14 protein-coding genes are annotated in these 19,626 nt (G+C 64.1%); 6 read left to right on the top strand and 8 right to left on the bottom strand.

Annotation, left to right across the window (positions count from 1 at the left end):
* Positions 1-7: 7 nt before the first annotated feature.
* Positions 8-2,014 carry a type VI secretion system Vgr family protein gene (locus ACODS1_RS04355; protein ID WP_489084685.1) on the bottom strand — a complete coding sequence of 669 codons (2,007 nt, stop codon included), beginning with the start codon at positions 2,012-2,014 and terminating at the stop codon, positions 8-10.
* 721 nt (positions 2,015-2,735) lie between these two features.
* On the opposite strand from ACODS1_RS04355, the gene ACODS1_RS04350 reads away from it, so the two are divergent.
* Positions 2,736-3,098 carry a hypothetical protein gene (locus ACODS1_RS04350; RefSeq protein ID WP_489084684.1) on the top strand — a complete coding sequence of 121 codons (363 nt, stop codon included), beginning with the start codon at positions 2,736-2,738 and terminating at the stop codon, positions 3,096-3,098.
* Positions 3,099-3,370: 272 nt separating this feature from the next.
* Here ACODS1_RS04350 and tssH read toward each other — a convergent pair whose 3' ends face one another.
* The 7 genes from tssH to tssB form a co-directional block, all read right to left on the bottom strand.
* Positions 3,371-5,920 (bottom strand): type VI secretion system ATPase TssH, encoded by a 2,550-nt coding sequence (gene tssH / locus ACODS1_RS04345; protein ID WP_489084683.1) that lies wholly within the window; start codon positions 5,918-5,920, stop codon positions 3,371-3,373.
* Positions 5,920-6,939, bottom strand: a complete 1,020-nt coding sequence (gene tssG, locus ACODS1_RS04340) for a type VI secretion system baseplate subunit TssG (RefSeq protein WP_489084682.1) — start codon at positions 6,937-6,939, stop codon at positions 5,920-5,922. The genes tssH and tssG overlap by 1 nt, the downstream gene beginning before the upstream one ends.
* Positions 6,903-8,690 (bottom strand): type VI secretion system baseplate subunit TssF, encoded by a 1,788-nt coding sequence (tssF, locus tag ACODS1_RS04335; protein WP_489084681.1) that lies wholly within the window; start codon positions 8,688-8,690, stop codon positions 6,903-6,905. The genes tssG and tssF overlap by 37 nt, the downstream gene beginning before the upstream one ends.
* Complete coding sequence (tssE, locus tag ACODS1_RS04330; RefSeq protein WP_489084680.1) at positions 8,674-9,114, bottom strand: type VI secretion system baseplate subunit TssE; 441 nt, start codon at positions 9,112-9,114, stop codon at positions 8,674-8,676. Before tssE ends, tssF begins: the two co-directional genes overlap by 17 nt.
* 15 nt (positions 9,115-9,129) lie before the next feature.
* A complete protein-coding gene (locus ACODS1_RS04325; RefSeq protein WP_322977789.1) occupies positions 9,130-9,627 on the bottom strand; it encodes an Hcp family type VI secretion system effector in 498 nt (165 codons plus the stop codon).
* Between the two features lie 81 nt (positions 9,628-9,708).
* The gene (gene tssC / locus ACODS1_RS04320) at positions 9,709-11,187 is read right to left on the bottom strand and encodes a type VI secretion system contractile sheath large subunit (protein ID WP_489084679.1); all 1,479 of its coding nucleotides are present in this window, start codon (positions 11,185-11,187) and stop codon (positions 9,709-9,711) included.
* Positions 11,188-11,216: 29 nt separating this feature from the next.
* On the bottom strand, positions 11,217-11,777 hold the full coding sequence (gene tssB, locus ACODS1_RS04315) for a type VI secretion system contractile sheath small subunit (RefSeq protein ID WP_322977791.1): 561 nt from the start codon (positions 11,775-11,777) through the stop codon (positions 11,217-11,219).
* Positions 11,778-11,986: 209 nt separating this feature from the next.
* Here tssB and ACODS1_RS04310 point away from each other — a divergent pair, with 209 nt between their 5' ends.
* Genes ACODS1_RS04310 through tssA form a run of 5 tightly spaced genes read left to right on the top strand, consistent with a single transcriptional unit; the run spans position 11,987 to position 19,515 of the window.
* Positions 11,987-12,457: a type VI secretion protein gene (locus tag ACODS1_RS04310; protein ID WP_489084678.1), complete on the top strand. Its 471-nt coding sequence runs from the start codon at positions 11,987-11,989 to the stop codon at positions 12,455-12,457.
* A 55-nt stretch (positions 12,458-12,512) separates the two neighbouring features.
* The gene (gene tssK / locus ACODS1_RS04305) at positions 12,513-13,838 is read left to right on the top strand and encodes a type VI secretion system baseplate subunit TssK (protein WP_489084807.1); all 1,326 of its coding nucleotides are present in this window, start codon (positions 12,513-12,515) and stop codon (positions 13,836-13,838) included.
* 30 nt (positions 13,839-13,868) lie between these two features.
* Complete coding sequence (locus ACODS1_RS04300) at positions 13,869-14,639, top strand: DotU family type IV/VI secretion system protein (protein ID WP_489084677.1); 771 nt, start codon at positions 13,869-13,871, stop codon at positions 14,637-14,639.
* A complete protein-coding gene (locus ACODS1_RS04295; protein WP_489084676.1) occupies positions 14,636-18,454 on the top strand; it encodes a type VI secretion system protein in 3,819 nt (1,272 codons plus the stop codon). Before ACODS1_RS04300 ends, ACODS1_RS04295 begins: the two co-directional genes overlap by 4 nt.
* Complete coding sequence (tssA, locus tag ACODS1_RS04290; protein ID WP_489084675.1) at positions 18,451-19,515, top strand: type VI secretion system protein TssA; 1,065 nt, start codon at positions 18,451-18,453, stop codon at positions 19,513-19,515. The genes ACODS1_RS04295 and tssA overlap by 4 nt, the downstream gene beginning before the upstream one ends.
* Positions 19,516-19,626 lie beyond the last annotated feature (111 nt).

Raw genomic sequence — 19,626 nt, 5'->3', positions numbered from 1 at the left:
GGGCGCCTCAGTTGACCTTCACCAGGCCGCCCTTGATGGTCAGCATGCCGCCGCCATCCACGGTCTGTTCGGCGGCGGCCTTGTTGGTGAGGCTGACGCCAGCGTCGTTGGTCAGGGTGGTGCCAGCCTTGTTGTCCAGGGAGGTGCCCGCCTGGTTGGTGAGCGAGGTGCCGGCCTTGTCGGTAAGGGCCATGCCGGCCTGGGTGGTGAGGTTCTTGTCGCTCTTGGCGGTGAAGTCGCCGCTGCTTTGCAGGGTGAGGGTGCCGGTCACCTTGATGGTGAGGTTGCCGTCCACGGTCAGTTCGTAGTTGCCGCTGACCTTGTGGCTGTAGTTGCCACCGGTGCTGTGGGTCTGGTCGGCGCCGACACTAACAGTGCGGCTGTCCTTGACGTCGAGGGTATCGCTGCCGGTCTGGATGGTCACCGTGCGCTTGCCCTTCTCCAGGGTGATGGTCTCGTCGCCTTCCTTCACCGTGCGGGTGCGGGCGTTCTGCACCGTGAGGGTTTCGTCGTGGCCGATGGTGGCGGTGCTGTCGTTGAGCACGTTGACCTTCATGTCCTTCTGCGCCTGGAGGAAGACTTCCTCGGCGTCCTTCTTGTCTTCGAAGCGCAGTTCGTTGAAGCCGCCGCCGCCCTTGGATGAGTTGGTCTTGATGCCGGACTGGGTCTGGTTGTCCGGCAGGGCGTAGGGCAGGGTGTTGTCGCCGTTGTAGACGCAGCCGGTGACCAGCGGGCGATCCGGGTCGCCGTCGATGAAGGTGACGATCACTTCCTGACCGATACGCGGGATGAACTGCATGCCGAAGCCTTTGCCGCTCCAGGGCAGCACCACGCGCACCCAGCAGGAGGAGGTTTCGTCGTTCTTGCCGTCGCGGTCCCAGGGGAACTGGATCTTGATGCGGCCGTACTGGTCGGTCCAGATTTCCTCGCCGGCTTTGCCCACCACCTGTGCGGTCTGGGTGTGCATGCGCGGCTTGGGCGTGAGCCGTGGCGGGCGGTAGGCGGTGGCCTTGGGGATGGCCTCGAAGCGGTTGCGGTAGTGCTCGTGGCTGGCGTCATGGGTGACGGCGGTCACCACCCAGTCGATATTGAGGCTGGCGTCGTCATGCCCGGTGAGGGTGAACCAGTGGCCGGGCACCAGCCAGCGGCAGTCGCTCTCGCCGATCAGGCGCTTCTCCTGGCTGCGTAGCCCGTCCACGCGTTGCTTGGTCAAGGCATCGCCGCGCGCCTTGGCGATATAGCCGCCCGGGTGCTCGTACATCGACAACGGCCCGGCCAGCGCCTCGGCCTTGCTGTAGAGCGAGGTGGTGGGGGTGGTGAAGGCGTAGTCGGTGGCGCTGTACACCCCGCTCACCGCCTGCACGCTGTACTGCGCCGAGCGGATGCCGTGCAGCTCACGCACGCCGATACCCTGGCCCAGGTAGGGCACCTTCGGCCCATTGGGAATCTGCACGAAGGCATCGCTGCTGTCGCCCAGCACCAGCGTGTGCTCGCAGTCATCGTGGGTGAAGAACCAGAAGATGCCTTCCTCCTCCAGTAGTCGCGAAACGAAGGCGAAATCTGTCTCCCCGTACTGCACGCAATACTCGCGCGGCGAGTAGCTGCCGGAGAGCGACAGCTTGAAGTCGGTAAAACCATGAGCCTTGAAAATGGTGGTGACGATGTCGCTGGTGGACAGGTTCTGAAACACCCGGTTGTTGCTGGCCAGCGTCAGCCACCAGAGCCAGGGGCGCAGCACTACTTGGTAGCGGTCGGCGGTGGCATCGGCGGGGAGCTGGCGAATCTCCGCGACCAGGGCGTCGAGCGGGCGCTGGTTGGCGTCGTTGTGCAAGGTCGCGGTGATATGCGTGGCCACGGCACTGCTCAACGTCAGCGCGGTGGCGCTGTCGCCTTGGAGGGTCAGGCTGCCCAGCTCGTTCAACGCCTCGTCCCCGGAAAGCGTTTGGGGGTAGAGATCCGTCAGGGCGGAGGCGTTTAGAGAGAGGCTGGTATTGGTGTCGGTGGGGCGGGGCATTAGAACCTCTTGGAGCCTGTTGTGGTGCGGGACAGCCGGCAAAAGAGTTTAGCCCTGTTTAAATATTAATTGCCGCTTCTCACGTCTATTGGGCAGGCTTAAAGTTGTATTGCCTACTTGCTTTGCTCATTCGTTATGATTGCGCTTACTGCAGCTTGCTGTCTGGTGAGTATTATACGCGGGGGCGCTTAACGCGGCGTGGCTTGACGATGCCTTTAGGTCTTGCGTACCGTTCCATCTGCCGGCCGAATATTTTTGAGCGTAGTTTTTTCTTTTCAGTAACAATCGGCGCTTGATGGGTAATGGGAGTGAAATAGTGAACGTACCAGTCCTCCGGTCGGTTATCTAGCCAAGCATAACAGCTAGGACAGGGAGACAGGTCTATATATATGTGATTTCGGCCTTGGTAATCAAAAAACACTTGGCCTTCGGCGATGGCTACACGTATAGCTGTTTGCTCGGCATGCTCTTGGAGTGCAGAGCTAGAGAAGGGGCGGGTTGGGCTAACATGCATATGGATTGCGTTAAGGCTTGGATCAAGTCCTTGGTACAACCTAGATGAGCCATGAACTACAGAGAAATTCTGACCTCCTACGTTGACTGCCTCATAAGCCCCCCCAAGATTCACAGCTACCGCGGCATTGCAGGAGTCATAGCTGAGCCCAAGGCCAGGGTTGCCCAAAAATTGGGTCATATGCATAAGTGACCGCATGAACAATGCATGACCAATCTGTTCCTCAACGGTTATAGGGATGAGTTTAACCTTCTCCATTACTGCTATGGTCATCATTTTCTCCATGACCCTTTTGCTGGGTTTGATCGCTATTTTCTTGTAGATATCTATTCAGGGATTTGCTTCATGTACTCCAAGTCGCTGGATATCTTCCCGCTGGCTCTATTAATGAGATCTTTTCCGTTGTATCCATATATTTCCAATACGATTGCGCCGGATTCGAGCGCTTGCCTGAACTGGTTTTCTGCACTCAGAGCTGTGCTGTTTTTATCCCAGCCGCTCAGAGATTGCTTGTTGCTGACTATGGTGAGCGGTCTGATTGCTGACCAGATTAATTTGCTGAACGCATAGTTTCCTGTTCCATTGTATCTAGAGATGTCGAATGATACGTAGAAATGGGGGGGTAGCCCAACGCGGTTATTTATGGTGCCTCCATTTATGCCTTCGGTTAAGCGCCCAATCCATCCGTTCCAGTTTGTTTGGGCGTATTTGTCCGAGTGAAAAATGCTGGTACCCAAACTTCCCCCGGCCGCTAGCAAGGAGTTAAGATCCTCTTCATCGATATTGGTTAGTAATAGATCTCCGGCCATAATTCTCCCTTTCGTACTTAAGTTGTGTGATTTCTACTCCAACACCCACTCCGCCAACTTCCCCGTCACCTGCGCCATCAGCACATTCTCGATATCTCGTGCGCCGGCTGCGCTGCATTTGGCGAGCACCGCTTTAACGATGGCGGGGTCGAAGTCGAACTGTTTGCCGGTGGCGGCTTTGTAGCGTTCCCGTAGTTTTTCCAGCTTGGCCAGGACGATGCCTTCCAGCGTCGCTTCGTCCAGCGGGCGGTAGGGCACGACGGTCATGCGGGCGAGGAAGGCGGGGCGGAAGGCCTGGAGCAGCACCTTACGCAGGCGTTCGTTGAAGGCGTCGCTGCCGAGCTGGTCGGTGGGGGTGTCCAGCACCAGTTCGGCGCCGACGTTGCTGGTGGCGAGCATCACGGTGTTCTTGAAGTCCACCACCAGACCGGTGCCGTCTTCCATCACGCCTTTGTCGAAGACGTTGTAGAAGGCCTCCAGCACGTCGGGGTGGGCTTTTTCAATTTCGTCCAGCAGCACCACGGAGTAGGGGCGGCGGCGCACGGCTTCGGTGAGCACGCCGCCGGTGCCGTAGCCGACATAGCCGGGCGGGGCGCCCTTGAGCTGGCTGACGGTGTGGGCCTCCTGGTACTCGGAGAGGTTGATGCTGATCAGGTTGCGCTCGCCGCCGTAGAGGGCGTCGGCCAGGGCGTAGGCGGTTTCGGTCTTGCCGACGCCGGTGGGGCCGACCAGCAGGAACACGCCCACCGGCTTGGCCGGGTCGGTCAGGCCGGCGCGGTAGGCCTGGATGCGCTGGGCAATGGTGCCCAAGGCGCTGTTTTGGCCCATGACCCGCTGCCCCAGACGTTGGCCGAGGGTACGCACGGCGTAGGCTTCGTCGGCGAGCATCTTGCCGATGGGGATGCCGGTCCAGCCGGCGATCACGGCGGCTACGGTGCGTGAGTCCACTTGCTCGGGTACCAGCGGGTCGTCCTGGCGGATGGCGTCGAGGCCGGCCTCCAGTCGGCTGAGTTCGGCGGCGAGGTGGTCGATGCGCTCGTCGAGGGCTTCGTCGGGGTGGCTGGCGTCGGCGCTCTCGCTCAGGGCCAGCAGTTCCCGGCGGGCTTCCAGCAGTTCGCGCACGGCTTCGCGTTCTTCGCCCCAGCGGGTTTCCAGTTCGCGGATGGCAGTCTGGTTGCCGGTGGACTCCTGCTCCAGAGTGGTGATGCGTTCGCGGTGGTCGAGGCCGGTGGCCTGCTCGCGACGCAGGCGTTGCAGTTCCTCGCCCAGGGCCTGCTGGCGGTGGCGCAGGCTTTCCAGCAGCGGCGGCACGTCGTGCTGGCCGAGGGAAACACGGGCGCAGGCGGTGTCGAGCACGCTGATGGCCTTGTCCGGCAATTGGCGACCGGAGATGTAGCGGTGAGAAAGCTTGACCGCGTCGTGGATGGCGCTGTCGAGTACTTGCACACCGTGGTGCTGCTCCAGCTTGGCAGCGACGCCGCGCAGCATCTCCACAGCGGTGGCCTCGTCGGGTTCTTCCACCTGCACCAGTTGGAAGCGGCGGGCCAGGGCCGGGTCTTTCTCGAAGTACTTCTTGTATTCCAGCCAGGTGGTGGCGGCGAGGGTGCGCAGCTCGCCACGTGCCAGTGCCGGCTTGAGCAGGTTGGCGGCGTCGCTACCGCCTTCGCTGCCGCCGGCGCCGATCAGGGTGTGGGCTTCGTCGATGAACAGGATGATCGGCTGCTCGCTGTTGCGTACGGCGTCGATCACGCCCTTCAGCCGTTGCTCGAATTCGCCCTTGACCCCGGCGCCGGCCTGCAGCAGGCCGAGGTCGAGCACACGGAGGATTACGTTCTGCAAGGGCGGCGGCACGTCGCCGGCGGCGATGCGCAGGGCCAGGCCTTCGACCACGGCGGTTTTGCCGACACCGGGGGCGCCGACCAGGATCGGGTTGTTCTGCCGACGGCGCAGGAGAATGTCGATGCTCTGGCGGATTTCGCCGTCGCGCCCGACGATGGGGTCGATGCGCCCGGCGCGGGCGTCGGCGGTGAGATCCTGGGTGTACTGGTCGAGCACACTGTCCTGCGTGGCCTCCTGTGCGGGGCGGGCCTTGCCGGCCGGGCCAGGGACGCCGCTGTATTCGCGGGAGGCTTGCGTCCATTCCAGCAGGTTGGCGCGCAGGGCTTCACGCGGGATGCGCAATAGCGAAGAGGCGCTGTTGAGCAGTAGGCTGCGGCGTTCGTCGCGATCAAGTAGGGCGAGCAGCAACAGGCCCGAGCGAATGCTCGTCTGGCCCTGCACGCTGGCTTGTACCACGGCGTCTTCCAGCAGGCCGATGGTCTGTGTGGAGAGGGCGGGGGTGCGGGTGCTGCCGGCCTTGAACAGTTCCAGGGCGCGGTTGATCTCGGTGGCCAGGCTGTCGCGTTCCAGGCCGAAGCGCGGCAGCAGCCAGGCGAAGTCACCGCCTTCTATTTCCAGAAGTTCGAGCAGCAGGTGCTCGATTTCCACGTAATGGTGGGTGCGTTGCAGGCAGCGTTGCGCGGCGCGCTCCAGGGCACGGCGGCTGTCGGCGTTGAGGCGACCGATGAGTGCGGCGAGTTCCATCAGGGCATCTCCTTGAGCCGCAGGCGGGTGTCGATGCGTTGCAGGGTGCTACCGGCGACCAGGTGCAGCCCGCCACTCCATCGCAGGCGCGGGGGCTGTTTGCGATCCAGACGCAGCGGCGCGCCAGGGCGCACCAGCAAGCGCAGGTGGCAGTCCAGATCGGGGCCGAGGTAGAGCCCGGCGAGGTCGGCGAGCCGTTGGTGCTGCGTGCCGTCAGGCAGGTAGGCGTTGGCTTGTTCGGTGCTCAGCGGGCCGAGGGTGAGGCGGATGCCGGCGTGTTCGTCCCACACTCGTGTGCCGGCGATAGCGTCGCGCCCTAGGCCAAGGTTGCGACCGCCGCGCTGCAGACGGCTGCGGCTGGCTGTGGGGATCTCCCGCCAGGCACCTTGATAGGCTTCGTAGTCCACCGCCACACCGAACTGGTGACGCACCAGCACGGCGAAGCCGGCCAGCGAGCGGCGCGGGCCATTGAACAGCGCGGCGCGAGCGGTCACGGCGGCATCCGGCAGAGTCATGCGCTGTTGCAGGCTGCGTGGTAGCAGGCCGGCCAGGGCCATCAACGGCTGATGCACGGGCGCCTGTTCCGGCGGCTCGAAGCCGAGTGCCAGGCGATGCCGGCCCAGCACGCGGTAGAGCTGGGCGAGCAGGCGGTTCTGGAACAGGTCGAGGAATTCCGCCGGGGCGTGATCCTTTTGACGGGCGCGCTGTTGCAGCCATTCCTGATAGGCATAGGGCAGCGGGCCGTCGGGGCCACCGAGGCCGAACACAGCGGTGCTCAGTACCGGCGGTTGGCCCGGTTGTTCGTCCAGGCTGACCACCTGACTGGCGGCGAAGGTTGGCGTGAGCGGCCCGCGCAGGCGCAGGGCCTCCTCGTCCGGGCTGCTGCCCTGGCCAAGCGGCGTGGCGTCGGGGCGTTCGCGCTCCAGCAGCAACAGGGCCTGAAGAAACTCGAAGGCCTGGGGTTTTGCGCGCAGACGCTGGCTCAGAGGCTGAGGGGCTTGCCGGCTTGGGGCTGCCATGTCCGCACCTCCTTGTCGTGATCCACCAGTATCGTACGGATGAAGCGGTTGGGCGTGGCGTAGAGAGAGAAGAACTGTGCCAGTACGGCAGAAAACAGCACGGCGCTGCTGCCGGCGAAATGCTGCGAGTCGAGGCGGATGCGTACTTCCAGGCCGTTACGCCAGCCGCGCCAGGCGTCGTTGCCGACTCGCGCTACCACTCGCTCAGCCGTCAACTCGACCAGGCCGTCCACCTGGCGCCGGGGGCCGGCTTCGTCGCGCAGGTTGTGCAGGTGCAGCAACTCGCGCAATGCATCAAGGGCTTGCGGGCCTTCCACCAGGGACAGGTGGTTGAGGCTCAGCTGCGACACCAGACGCCAGCGCGAAGGGCCAGAGAGGCGCGGCAGACTCTGCGGCGTGGGTGGTGCCAACAGGCTGGCCAAGGCCACTGGGCCGGGGCGTTCGAAGCCCAGGCGGGTACCGGCCGGTAGGTTCTCTGCCAAGTGCCGGTTGGTGCACAGCAGTTCGGCGGTGAGGCTGTATTCGGGGGCGTCGTGCAATGGGTCGAAGGCAGTGTCCACCAGGCTCAGCAGCAGATCATTGCCGGGGCGCGCCGGGTTCAGGCCTTCGACGCGCCGAGCATGCCAGTACAGGCCTGCACCGGCGTGGCTATGGCCGTAGTAGGCCGGCACAAGGCGCACGCCTTGTGGCGTGGCGGCCCGGACGTTGCGAATGCTGTGAATCTCCACGCTGCTTTCGCGGTGGGCGTCGGCTACCAGGCGGTATTCGCTGCGGGTGCCGTCCGGGCGCAATGGTTCAGAGGTGCGCGGGAACAGGTTGATGGCAGGTGCGCAGCCCAGGCGTAGCTCACTGGCCTGCAGGTGCGGCCGACCCAGCGGGGCGCGGTCGAAGGCGATCAACACCTGGCAGTCGCGCCCGCCATTGGCCGGTGGCAGCAGCGGCAGGTCGAAGAAGGCGAACTTGTCGGGGAAGGCGAAGTATTCCGCCAGCAGGCGCAGGCCCGGGTGCTGGCCATCTTCGTCGGGTAGCAGCGCCTGGTCGTCGGCGAAGCCTATCGGAGCGATTTCGCCGGGCACCGGCTGCAGCGGGCTTTCCGGTGTGCCGCTCCAGATGCCGAGGCTGTGGGCGCCGAGCAGGTCGTACAGGGTGGCGTTGGTCATCGGCGAGGCGGCCAGGTGCACCCGCAGACGACGCACCGGCAGTTGCGCCCAGTCGAATTCGCCGAGGCATTCCAGGGTCAGACGCAAGGCCGAGCGTGCGCGCGGGTGGCCGGAGAAGGCCACGGCGGCGTCGCCATCGAGCAGGGTCGCTTCGCTGATGCGCAATGGCCAGAGCACTGCCTCGGCAGTGGTGCGCAGGTGCACGCTGGCACCGTCGCGTGTGGTGACGAACAACGGCGTGTCGCGGGGCAGGCTGTAGCCTTCGACCAGGTTGCCCTGGGTCGGGTCAGGCTCGAATTGGACGATGGCGCAGGAGGGCAGGGGCCGCAGCACCAGCGGGTAGAGCTGTTCCAGCAGGGCATCGCTGAATTCGGCGTAGTCATCGTCGAGGCGTCGGTGCAGCCGTGCGCTGAGCAGCGCGAAGCCTTCCAACAGCCGTTCGACATGGGGATCCGGGCATTCGCCGGGGGACAGTTCCAGGCGCCGCGCCACTTTCGGGTAGCGCTGGGCGAAGCTGCTGCCGGCATGGCGCAGCCAGGTGAGTTCGCGCTGGTAGTAGTCCAGCAGGTCGGCATCAATCGAGTCGCTCATGGCGCACCTCCAGGCCATCGTCGCCGGGGGCGAGGAGGAAAAGCGCGGGCCAGGTGCGACGACCGCTGCGCAGGTGCCCGGCCAGGCGGATGCCAAGGCGCTGAGGCTGGTCGGGCAGGGCCTCGACCTCAATTTCGCTCAGTTGCAGACGCGGTTCGAAATGCTGCACGGCGGTGCGCAGTTCCCGCAATAGCAGGCGCCGATCATCCACCCGCAGAGCCTGCAGGGCGCTCCAGTCGGCGATGCCGTAGTCGAGTACGGTCAGCGGTCGGCCAGGGGCGCGAGGCGGGCGGCGGGTGTTGAGCAGGCGCGCCAACTCCAGGCGCACGGACTCTGCCAGGGCTTCGCGGTCGAAGTCCGGCGCCTCGTCCGCCTGGGCGGAAAGGCGCTCGAACAGGGGGGGCAGCAGTCCGCTGTACGACATGGAGCGGCGGCGTCCTTACTTGACGAGTTTGTTGGCGGCCAGATCCCAGGTGGAGGCGGCGGTGCCTTCCTTGGTGCCATCGTCCTTCTGCGCGGTGAGCTCCCATTTGATCTTGGTGAAGTTCAACGACAGGGTTTCCACTGGCTTGCCGCCGGCACCGCCACTGACGCTGACGTTGGAGAGCACCACATTGTCGAGGGTGTAGATGATGAAGGGCAGCAGCTTGCCGTCGCCCTCGGCCGCGTTGCGTCCGATGGTAATCTTGGCCGTGGCGATAGGCTTGCCGGCGCAGCAGTATTCGTTGAGCGAAGGGGTAGAGGTGTCGACGAACTTGGTGACGGTGAACTCGCCGATATGCGGTTTGCCGGAGGTGCGCTCCGAGTTGCTGACGTCGTTGGTGACCTGCATCGCCACGTTGTGGCTGTAGGACATCAACTCGATCTTGTCGGTGTAGCCCTCGAGCAGGCTGTCGCCTTTGATGTCGTCGCCGAGGTCGAGAATGATGGCATCCATCGCGGATAACTCCTGGGTCTGGAAACGGTGTGGATCGTATTAGGGGCGACCCCCCGCCGGTCTGGCCGGCGGGGCGTCGGGTCAGGCCGCAGCGGGCGGCGGCAGGCTGGCCACCAGGCGAATCGAGGCGGTCAGCTCTTCCAGCTGGAAGTGCGGGCGCAGGAACACCGTGGCGCGGTAGACGCCCGGCTTGCCGGCGACTTCCGAGACGTCCACGCGGGCTTCGCGCAGCGGGTACTGGGCCTTGATCTCCTGGGGCGCGTTGTCGTTGATCAACACGTAGTCCGCGATCCAGTTGTTGAGGTAGGTCTGCACGTTGTCGCGGGTCATGAAGCTGCCCACCTTGTCGCGCATGATCACCTTGAGGTAGTGGGCGAAGCGCGAGGCCGCCAGCACGTATGGCAGCATGGCCGAGATGCGCGCGTTGGCGTTGGCTTCGTTGGTGTTGTAGAGCTTGGCCTTGTTGGTGGTCTGGCCGCCGAAGAACACCGCCATGTCGGTGTTCTTCTTGTGGCACAGGGCGATGAAACCGAGGTCGTTCAGCTCCTTCTCGCGGCGGTCGGTGATCGCCACTTCGGTCGGGCATTTCAGCGACAGGTCGCCGGACAGGGTACGGAAGGTGTGGGCCGGCAGGCCTTCCACCGCGCCACCGCCCTCGGCACCGCGGATCGCCGCGCACCAGCCGTACTTGGCGAAGGCGCTGGTGATGCGTGCCGCCAGCATCCAGGCGGCATTGCCCCAGAGGTACTTGGAGTGGTCGGTGCCGTTGACGTCCTCGAGGTAGTCCATGCCTTCCACCGGCTTGGTGTCCGGGCCGTAGGGCAGGCGCAGGAGGAAGTTCGGCAGCACCAGGGAGACGTAGCGCGAATCCTCGCTCTCGCGGAAGCTGCGCCACTTGATCAGCTCCAGGCTCTCGAAGATTTTGCTCAGGTCACGCGGCACGGCCAGCTCGGTGAAACTGTTCATGTCGAACAGCTTGGGATTGGCGGCGGCGATGAAGGGCGCGTGGGCAGCGGCGGCGACGTTGGAGAGTTTCTCCAGCAGGGCCACGTCCTGAGGATGGCGACCGAAGGCGTAGTCGCCCACCAGCAGGCTGAACGGGTGCCCGCCGAAGGTGCCGTATTCCTCTTCGTAGATCTTCTTGAACAGCGCGCTCTGGTCGAATTCGACGGCCTTCTCCAGGTCGTTCTGCAGCTCCTTCTGGGTGACGTTGAGCAAGCGCAGTTTCAGGCGACTGCTGGTCTCGGTCTGATCCACCAGCATGTGCAGGCCGCGCCAGGAAGCTTCCAGCTTCTGCAGCTCGGGGTGGTGCAGGACTTCGTTGAGCTGGTCGCTGATCAGCTTGTCGATCTGGCTGATGCGGTCGTTGATCATGGCCACGGTGTCCTTGTCGATGGCCATGCCTTCGTCGAGAACCTGGGTGGCGAACTCCGCGAGCATGTCGCGGGCGTAGCCCTGCTGGCTCTCATCGTGAGCCATGCGGCCCTCGGCGATGATGCGGTCGAGCAGGGTCAGGGTCTGGGTCGTGCTTTCGCTGGATGCACCGGCTTCAGTTGCCATTGCGTTGTCTCCGGGAATTCGGGGTTCGATCAGGCCTGAGGTTCGGCCGGTGCTTCGTCATCGGCAGCGGCAGCGCCTTCAGCGGCCGGTGCCTCGCCTTCAGGACGCGAAGACTTGATCTCCTGCAGACCTTCGGTGTTGCTCACCACGTCCTGCAGCAGCTTGTCGAGGTCGTCGTTGCCATCGAGCTTGGTGAGCAGGTCGCGCAGGCGCTGGCGGGCCTCGTAGAGACGGCGCAGCGGGGTGATCTGCTTGACGATGTTGACCGGATCGAAGTCGTCGAAATGGCGAAAGCGCAGTTCGACGTTGAGCTTGCTGCCGTCACCGCTGATGGTGTTTTCCACCTGCAGGGTGCTGCGCGGCTCGATGGAGGCGAGTACCTCGTTGAAGTTGTCGCGGTCGATCTCGGTGAAGCGACGCTCGATCAGCTTGGGCAGGGGATTTTCCGGTTTGCCGGAAAGATCGGCGAGGATACCGACCACGAGGGGCAGTTCCTTTTTCTCGATGGCGTTGCCGATTTCGACGTCGTAGGTGATCTGGACACGGGGTGGGCGGATCCGGTCCAGCTTGTGTTGCGTACTTTCAGCCATGTTGGTTGAGCTCCGGGGCGGTACCTGGAGCGCACTGCAGCGGATGAATCCCGTGCTCGCACTCCGTTGCTGGACCACAGCGACGACGGGTTGGCTGAACAGCGAGCCCGTCCTTGGCGATCCATCCACATTCGTCATAACGACGAACTTTCATAGACGCTAGATCAGGTCTATAAATTTGCAAATGTGAAATTCAAGGTGAAATGTTCATGACGCAGGGACGTGCGATTTCCTGGCTGTTGGCAGTGCTGATGGGTCTCTCGCTTGCTCTGGGCGGCTGCGCCTTTCGCGGTGAAAGGATCGGGCTAGAGAGCCTGACGCTGGACGTGGCGGAGCGGGCCAATGACGACACGCCGATTGCCGTCGACTTCGTCGCCGTGCACGACCCCGATTTGCTCAAGCTGCTTTCCGAGATTCCGGCCAGGCAATGGTTCGCCGAGCGGGGGCAGTACGAGCGCGACTACCGAAAGCTGTTTTCGGTGTGGCGGCTGGAGCTCGTGCCAGGGCAATTCCGTGATGTTCGTGACTTTCCCTTTGCCGGGGATGAGGCCGCTGGACTTTTGGTATTCGCCGGCTATAACACTCCTGGCGCGCACCGTTTGCGCCTGAACGAATCAGGCCGAGTGTGGCTGCGTTTCGACAGCAGGGAGATGCGCCTGCTGACAGGTCGAGAACGCTAGCCCAGCCTTGCGCGCGTGCATGCATGCCAAACAGCGGATGTCGAAGGGGAGTGGTATGAAGGTTTTGCCGGATGCAGTCTGCTGGCATGAGGGCATGCAACTGTTGCCTCAACATTTTCAATTGCAGGGGCTGCGCGCGGAAGTTGTCGCGGCACTTTGCGCCAACGCCGCCAATCCCTGGTTCTGGGGCGTGAGCGAGCTGGAAGTCGATCCCGCAGCGCTCAGCACCGGCCTGGTACGTATCCAATCTCTCGAAGCGATCCTGCCCGACGGCTTGCCCGTCAGCGTGCAGCCGGGTGGCGGCAAGGTGCTGGAGCTCGATGTCGGGCCTGCCGTAGCGGCGTCTGCCAACGCATGCGTCACCCTCTACCTCGCCGTCAACCCGCTGGGTCGCAGTGGGCAGGTACTGCCCCTCAACGGGCGCCTGCAGTCGCATTTCGGTGACGCCGTACCCGATCTGGCCAGCGGCGAGCATCCCGAGCCGGTTCTGGTCTGGCGACCCAATCTGCGTCTGGTGACGGACAGCGAACGGGCCGATTCGGTTTGCCTGCCGCTGTTGCGTATTGCCAAAGAGGGCGGCGGCTTCGTCAGGCAAGCCTATGTGCCACCGATGTCGCTGATCCTGCCGGAATCGTCACTGGGGCAGATGGTTGCCGCTTTGTGCGCACGTGGTCGGGAGAAGTGCATGTTCCTCGCCGGGCGGCTGCGCCAGGCCGAGCAGGCAGGTAATCGCGACGACGTGCAGGAGCTCCGGCGACAACTGACGGCGCTCTGGGCGCGCCTCCCCGAGCTCGAAGTCGCCTTGAACAGCCGAGTGGCGAGCCCGGCGCAGTTGCATGGGCTGCTGGCCGGCCTCGCGGGCGCCTGGTGTGCGCTCGATCCGCTGAATGGTGTGCCGGCGTTCGCACCGCTGGATTTTCTCGAGCTCAAGCGCGGCTTCGACGAAGTGATCGACTGGCTGCATCGGAATCTGGACAGCATCCGCGTCGGCTACCGCTGCCTGGTGTTCGAGCAGTCCGAACAGGGTTTCGCCATCGATTTGCCGGACCACCAGACGCGTCGCCAGCGTCTGGTCGTCGGGCTGCGCATGCCGGCCGGTACCGGGCAGCAGGCCGCACAGACCTGGCTGGCCCAGGCCGTGATCGCCTCGCGGCAACATGTTCCCACGCTCGCGCAGCAACGCATGAGAGGCTTGCCGCATCAGCCGATGAGCCGCAACGAGCGCGCGGCCTATGGTGTGGGGGAGGAGACCCACCTCTTCCTGATCCAGGCATCCGGCGACTGGTTCGACCCCGAGCAGCCGCTATGCCTGGCCGTCACCTCCGCGAGAGCGACGGCGAGCCCCTGGCAAGTTCTGCTGTTCACCACCGATACCCCTTGAAATCAGCCTGTCCAAGCCAAGGAAGCCTAGATGTCGGAAAGGAGCGTTGCGCTGTACCCACCCGAGTTCGGAGAAGCACCGCTGAGCCTGGCATTTCGCGAGGCGTGGCTCGAATGGCGGGAAATCTGGGATGGCATGGCCGGGCTCAGCAACACGGGCAACGAACAGGTCGAGCGCATGGCGGAAGCCACGATCCTGGTGGTTCGCCGTTTGTGGCGCGCGGCGTTCGCCAGCGTCGGGGCGTCGTCTTCGAATCAGGTCAAGGCGATGGTCTACGCGTTCGTGGCGCTGGTCGACGAACGTCTGCTGTTCGATGAATGGCCTGGCCGCACAGCCTGGCAGCCACGCCCGCTGGAAACCCGTCTGTACGGCTCGCGCAATGCTGGCGAGCGTTTGCCCCGCGCCATTCACAAGCTGCTCAAGGAGCGCGCGCCGGCCTCGCGTGATCTGGCCAACGTCTATCTGCAATGTCTGGTTCTGGGCTTCTATGGTGGCCTGCGCAGTGATCGTGGGCGCGCGCTGCATACGCGCTGGCGCCATGCGCTGTTCACTTTTGCCTGGCAGCGCGAGCCTGCCGCCGCTGGCGTCATGAGCAGCCTCGCCCGGCCAACCCGGGCTGCGGCCTTGCGCCTGCCGCTGCGCCGTGCATTGCCCGATGGCATGCGCCTGGGCTTGGCCATCTGTGGCCTGCTGGTGCTGCTGAGCCTGGCTGGGCACTTGATGTGGCGTGACATCCAGGCGGAACTGACGCCGCTGCTGCATCTGGTCAGCGTGGAAGAAGCCGGGAGCCCAGCAGAATGAGTACCCTGGCAATCATCCTCAGCGTGCTTGGCACGCTCTTGCTGCTGGTGGCATTGGTCGCGCTGTTCTGGTGGCTGCGAACGCAATCGGGCATGGCCATCCGCAGCTTCTATGCTGCCGTGCGCAAGATGGAGCATGAACAGGGGATCGAGTCGCGCTATCAGGTTCCCTGGCTGATGCTGCTCGGCGATCCGCGCGAAGGCAGCCAGCTGTGCCTCGACTGGCAACTCACGCCCGCTGGCCGTCCGGCCTGGTTTGGCCGCTGGTGGGCGGATCAGGACGGCGCCGTGCTGGTGGTACCGCAGGGCATTTTCCTGCCCAGCGATGGCAGCAACGCCGCCACCTTCGTCTGGCGCCGCCTGCTAGGCATGCTGCTCAGGCTGCGTGGCCAGCGCCCACTGGATGGCGTGGTCTGGAACATCCCCCTCAGCCAGTTGCAGGACGGCGCGCAGAGTGCCGCCGACGTCATCGTGCTGCGCCGGCGTTTCGCCGAGTTGCTGCAGCGCCTGGGCCTGAGCCTGCCGGTCTATGTCCTGATTACCGGCTTCGAGGAGATGCCAGGCTTTCAGGAGTTGGTCGCGGCCCTGCCCGAGGAGGGACGTGAACGCCTGCTGGGGTGGTCATCGCCCTATGGGCTGGATGCAGGCTGGCAGAGCTATTGGCTCGACGATGCGCTGGAAGCCGTGGTGCAGAACATGCAGGCAGCGATCATCGAGGTCGGCGCCCTGAAGGGCGAGTTGGCCGAGGATCTGTATCGTCTGCCGGATCTGCTGCTGGAGTTGAAGGGCAATCTGCGCACCTTGCTGGAGCCGGTCTTCCAGGGCAATACGCAGGGCGAGGCGCCACGGTTTCGCGGCCTTTATCTTGGCGCGGCGCAAGCGCTTGCCGAATCGGCGCAGCTTTATCCCGGTGAGTTGCCAGCCACGCAAGGGGTCTTCACGCAAACGCTCTGGCGGCAGCGGCTGGTCGCGGAGCAAGGGCTGGCGCAGGCATTGCCGCGTGTGCTGCGCCTGCGCCAACGTTGGCAGAAGAGCGTGGGCGGCGTTGCCGTCGTGCTCGCGCTGTGCTGGTTGCTGGGCATGCTGTGGGTGTGGCAGGGGCGGCAGGAAGATGCCCGAGAACTGAGCCGCCTGCTGCAGGAAACCCATGCCGGGCACGTAAGCCTGCTGGCGCCCGAGCGTCGTCAGGAGCAGGCCAAGCTCAACGTGCAGGCGTTCTGGACGCTGCTGCAGCAGGCGCCGCGCTGGCATTTCTCATCGCTGGTCTATCCCTCGTCCTGGGGTACCTCCCTGGATGTACAGATGGATCAGTTGCTGCGTGGCATGGCGCGCCGCGAAGCCCTGGTACCGCTGCAGCAACTGCAGAACTACCAACTGAGCACATTACTGGCGATCCGTAATGAAAAGCGCAGCCCGGATGTGGAAAGCGCCCAGCCGGATCAATGGCCAACCTACGTCAAGGCACGCACCCTGGCTGAAGGCGTGGTCAGCCTGGAGCGCCACAATCGCCTGCTCAACGATGCGCTGACCGGCCAGGAAGGCGTCATCGAATCACTCGCGCAGTTGAGCAACGATGCCCTTGGGCTGAGCCTCGATCCCGCCAGCCTGTCCAGGCGTGCCTTCTATGACCAGACCCTGCGCAACCTGGCCATGCCAGGCCTGCGCCCCGTAGATCTGGAGCCCAATGGCCGGCAACTTTCAGGGCAATTCCAGGGGTTGATGAAGTTCTGGCTGGCGCAGTATTTCCTGGCCGGCAACTTCGTCACGCCTGCGGGTTACCTCAAGCGACACCTCAGCGATCTGGAGTATGGCCGCGACACCTCGCTGAAAAAGCTCGAGGAAATCGATGGTCTGATCGGGCACCTCGAAGACCTGATCGTCCTCACCAACTCCGCCTGGAGTCATGGCAGCGGCGAAGAGCTTGTGCCGGGTTATCGCGACCTGATGAACGACGTCAAGCAGAGCCGTCTGCTCGGCCCAACCGTCGAGGCCTACGTCACGCTGGAGGCTGACCAGTTGCGCAAGACCTTCCACAGCCAGTGGATCGAGGGCGCCGCCAGCCGTGACAACCTCCTGCAACGCCAGGCTGGAGGGACGTTGGTCTTGCAGGAGCGCATCAGCAAACTGTCGAGAAGTATCGATGACCTGCTCAAGCGCGACTTCGCCGTAAGTGCGATGCGCCATCCGGACGGCATCCCCGACACCCGTGCCCTGGGCAACGTGACCGAGCAGCAGATGGCTCAGGCATTGGTCTACCAGCAGAGCTATCAGAGCTTCGTCACGCAGGAGTTGGCCCAGATCGCGCCCGATTATCGCGCGGGTATGCTCAAGGCTGCCGAACAGGCTGCAGCGCTGGCCATGTGGTCGGAGCTGACCACCTCGGCTGGCACCTACAGCTACGGCTCCACGCAAAGCCGGTTCAATGTTTCCGTCGATCAGGCCATGCAGGTGATCCAGGCACTCAAGGTGCTTGGCCGTGCCGACCTCGCCGGTACCCTGCAATCGCAGCTGACCTTGCGCGCCATGGCAGATGTCGACGCCGTGCTGGCCGATATCGACACCTTGCCGCTGTTCACCACCCGCTATCCGATTGCCGAATGGGACGGCCAACCCAACCTGGGGCTCAAACTGTTTCGGGCCAGCGACATCCAGGATCTGAAAACATCGCTGGCGCGGCAGTTCGCCGATATCGGCAGCAGCACTGACAAGGTAATGCCCGAGCTGACCTGGCTGAGGACGCAGAGCGATCTGCCGTTACCGCTGCAGGAGAAGGTCGACAGGCTCGGTTCGATCAGCGATGACATGCAGAAATACAAGGCGCAGAACCCCGCCAGTGCTCCGGCGTTATTCGAGCAACTGGTGAGCCGGGATCTGGTGGAAATGGAAATCGGCAATTGCCGCCAGGTGCTTTCGACCGCCAGCCTGCCGCCAGGCAATGGCGATCTGGCGCGCTACACCCGCGGCATTTCCGAACAGGCGCGGCAGCGTTGCAACGACTTGCAGACACAGGACGCGGCGCAAGCCTGGAGCGCGCTGGCGGACTACTTCAACCAGTACCTGGCCGGGCGCTTTCCGTTCTCCTACAGCCTGGATAGCGGTGATGCCGATCCGGCCCGCGTCAAGCACCTGCTGGAGCTGATCGACACCCATCTCGAAGTGGCCGAAAAGGGCTTGGCGTTGGCGCCGGCGGGTAATCGACTGGCCGCAGAGGACTTCCTGACGCGGATGAAACAGGCCAGGAGCTGGCTCGGGCCGTTGTTCATCCGTGATCAGTCCGGCGCCATCGGTGTCGAACTCGAGGTGCGCTGGCGAACGGATCGTGAAGACGAGCAGGGCGCCGACCAGGTGATCGCCTGGACACTCAATGGTGCCGGCCAGCAGATCGCTCATCCTGGGGAGGCCGGTCAGCGCCTGCGCTGGAATGTCGGCGATCCGTTGCAACTGGTGCTGCGCTGGGCGCGCGACAGCAACCAGCGGCCGACGATCGACCCGCTGCAACCGAGCATGGCCGTCAGCGGTCTGGAAGCCGGTTGGGAATACCGTGGCCCGTGGGCGCTGCTGCGCATGATGCGCGTGCACGTCGTGCCACAGCGTCTACCGAACATGGATTACACCGACTTCCCCCTGACCCTGCAGGTTCCGGTGCGCGGTGCGCTGGATGCCAACCCCCAGGCGCAGATGTTCATGCGCCTGTCGTTACTCAGCCAGGGCAGCAAGCTGCCGCTGTCGATCCAGCCACTGCCGGTGATCGCCCCCGCGTCTCCGTTCACTCGTTTTCAGCTTCAGGCCTTGCATGATGGAGCGCCGATGCCATGAGCCGTTTTGCCATCGAAACCTATCTGCAACCCATCCCCGGTGATGACGTCTGCGGCCCCAGCCTGCGCTACGAGGGCGCCTGGGATCGCCTGCGGGAGCTACGCCGCGAGGACGATGCGAGTTTGCCGACCGGTGTCTGGCAGAGTGAACTCAAGCGTGGCGACTGGGCTGCGCTGGAACACCTGGCCGGTGAGCTGCTGCGTGAGCGCAGCAAGGATCTGATGATCGCCGTGTGGCTCGGCGAGGCCTGGATCAGACGCCACGCGCTGGCTGGGCTGGCGGCGGCCCTGGAGTTGCTCGCCGGTTTGTGCGAACGCTATCCGGACACCCTGCACCCGCAGCCTGAGGACGATGACCGATCCTGGCGCGTCTTCCCGTTGGAATGGATGATCCGCCAGTACAACGATGCCGTGCGCACCCATATTCCGCTCTTTGGCCTGGAGGCCAGCGAATTCGGGCATGTCACCCTGCACGACTGGCTGCAGTTGCAGCAGCGTCAGGTGCAGATGAGCGACAGCAAGCAGGACAAGATCGCCGCCGAGGCTGCTCGGCTGGAGTATCGCAAGCTGCATGAAAAGCTCAGGCAAACGCCGGTGGCACACTTCCAGGCTGCCGACGCCGAGCTGCAGGGCGCTCTGGCTGCCCTTGACCGCCTGGATCACTGGAGCGATGACTGGCTGGCCGATCTGGCGCCCAGCTTTGGCCCGTTACGACAGACATTGATCAAGCTGCGCGCTCAGCTCGAGGAGTTCGTCCCGATAGCTGAGCCGCTCCCTTCACCCGAGCCTGAGACCGAAGCCGTGATGGATGAGCCGACTACCGAACCGACTGCTCCCGCAGCGCCTGCCACCGGCGTGCCCAGCAGCCGCGAGCAGGCCTATCGGCAATTGGCGCAAATTGCCGATTACCTGGCCAGAACCGAGCCGCACAGCCCAGTGCCCTATGTAATCCGCCGGGCCGTGGAGTGGGGCAACCAGCCGCTCGGCGAGCTGCTGGAGGAGTTGATCAGCGCCGATGCCGAGTCCCGTCGCCTATGGAAGCTGCTCGGCGTCCTCAAGTGAGTTTGCTGCTAAAAAGCGAGGAGGGCGTAAGTGTCCCCCCGTGGGGTGAACCACGGCTGATCAACCAGAGCGATGCAGTGCATCGCGCCGGATCGCTCACGCTGCGAGCCA

Source organism: Pseudomonas sp. FG29 (assembly GCF_057809355.1).
The sequence above is the reverse complement of the archived record's forward strand: the minus strand, read 5'-3'. Positions and strand labels throughout refer to the sequence as shown.

Bases quoted from the DNA above. Each gene is read 5' to 3' on its own strand.
- ACODS1_RS04355 (WP_489084685.1), bottom strand. From the start codon at position 2,014: ATGCCCCGCCCCACCGACACCAATACCAGCCTCTCTCTAAACGCCTCC.
- ACODS1_RS04350 (WP_489084684.1), top strand. From the start codon at position 2,736: ATGACCAATCTGTTCCTCAACGGTTATAGGGATGAGTTTAACCTTCTC.
- tssH (WP_489084683.1), bottom strand. From the start codon at position 5,920: ATGGAACTCGCCGCACTCATCGGTCGCCTCAACGCCGACAGCCGCCGT.
- tssG (WP_489084682.1), bottom strand. From the start codon at position 6,939: ATGGCAGCCCCAAGCCGGCAAGCCCCTCAGCCTCTGAGCCAGCGTCTG.
- tssF (WP_489084681.1), bottom strand. From the start codon at position 8,690: ATGAGCGACTCGATTGATGCCGACCTGCTGGACTACTACCAGCGCGAA.
- tssE (WP_489084680.1), bottom strand. From the start codon at position 9,114: ATGTCGTACAGCGGACTGCTGCCCCCCCTGTTCGAGCGCCTTTCCGCC.
- ACODS1_RS04325 (WP_322977789.1), bottom strand. From the start codon at position 9,627: ATGGATGCCATCATTCTCGACCTCGGCGACGACATCAAAGGCGACAGC.
- tssC (WP_489084679.1), bottom strand. From the start codon at position 11,187: ATGGCAACTGAAGCCGGTGCATCCAGCGAAAGCACGACCCAGACCCTG.
- tssB (WP_322977791.1), bottom strand. From the start codon at position 11,777: ATGGCTGAAAGTACGCAACACAAGCTGGACCGGATCCGCCCACCCCGT.
- ACODS1_RS04310 (WP_489084678.1), top strand. From the start codon at position 11,987: ATGACGCAGGGACGTGCGATTTCCTGGCTGTTGGCAGTGCTGATGGGT.
- tssK (WP_489084807.1), top strand. From the start codon at position 12,513: ATGAAGGTTTTGCCGGATGCAGTCTGCTGGCATGAGGGCATGCAACTG.
- ACODS1_RS04300 (WP_489084677.1), top strand. From the start codon at position 13,869: ATGTCGGAAAGGAGCGTTGCGCTGTACCCACCCGAGTTCGGAGAAGCA.
- ACODS1_RS04295 (WP_489084676.1), top strand. From the start codon at position 14,636: ATGAGTACCCTGGCAATCATCCTCAGCGTGCTTGGCACGCTCTTGCTG.
- tssA (WP_489084675.1), top strand. From the start codon at position 18,451: ATGAGCCGTTTTGCCATCGAAACCTATCTGCAACCCATCCCCGGTGAT.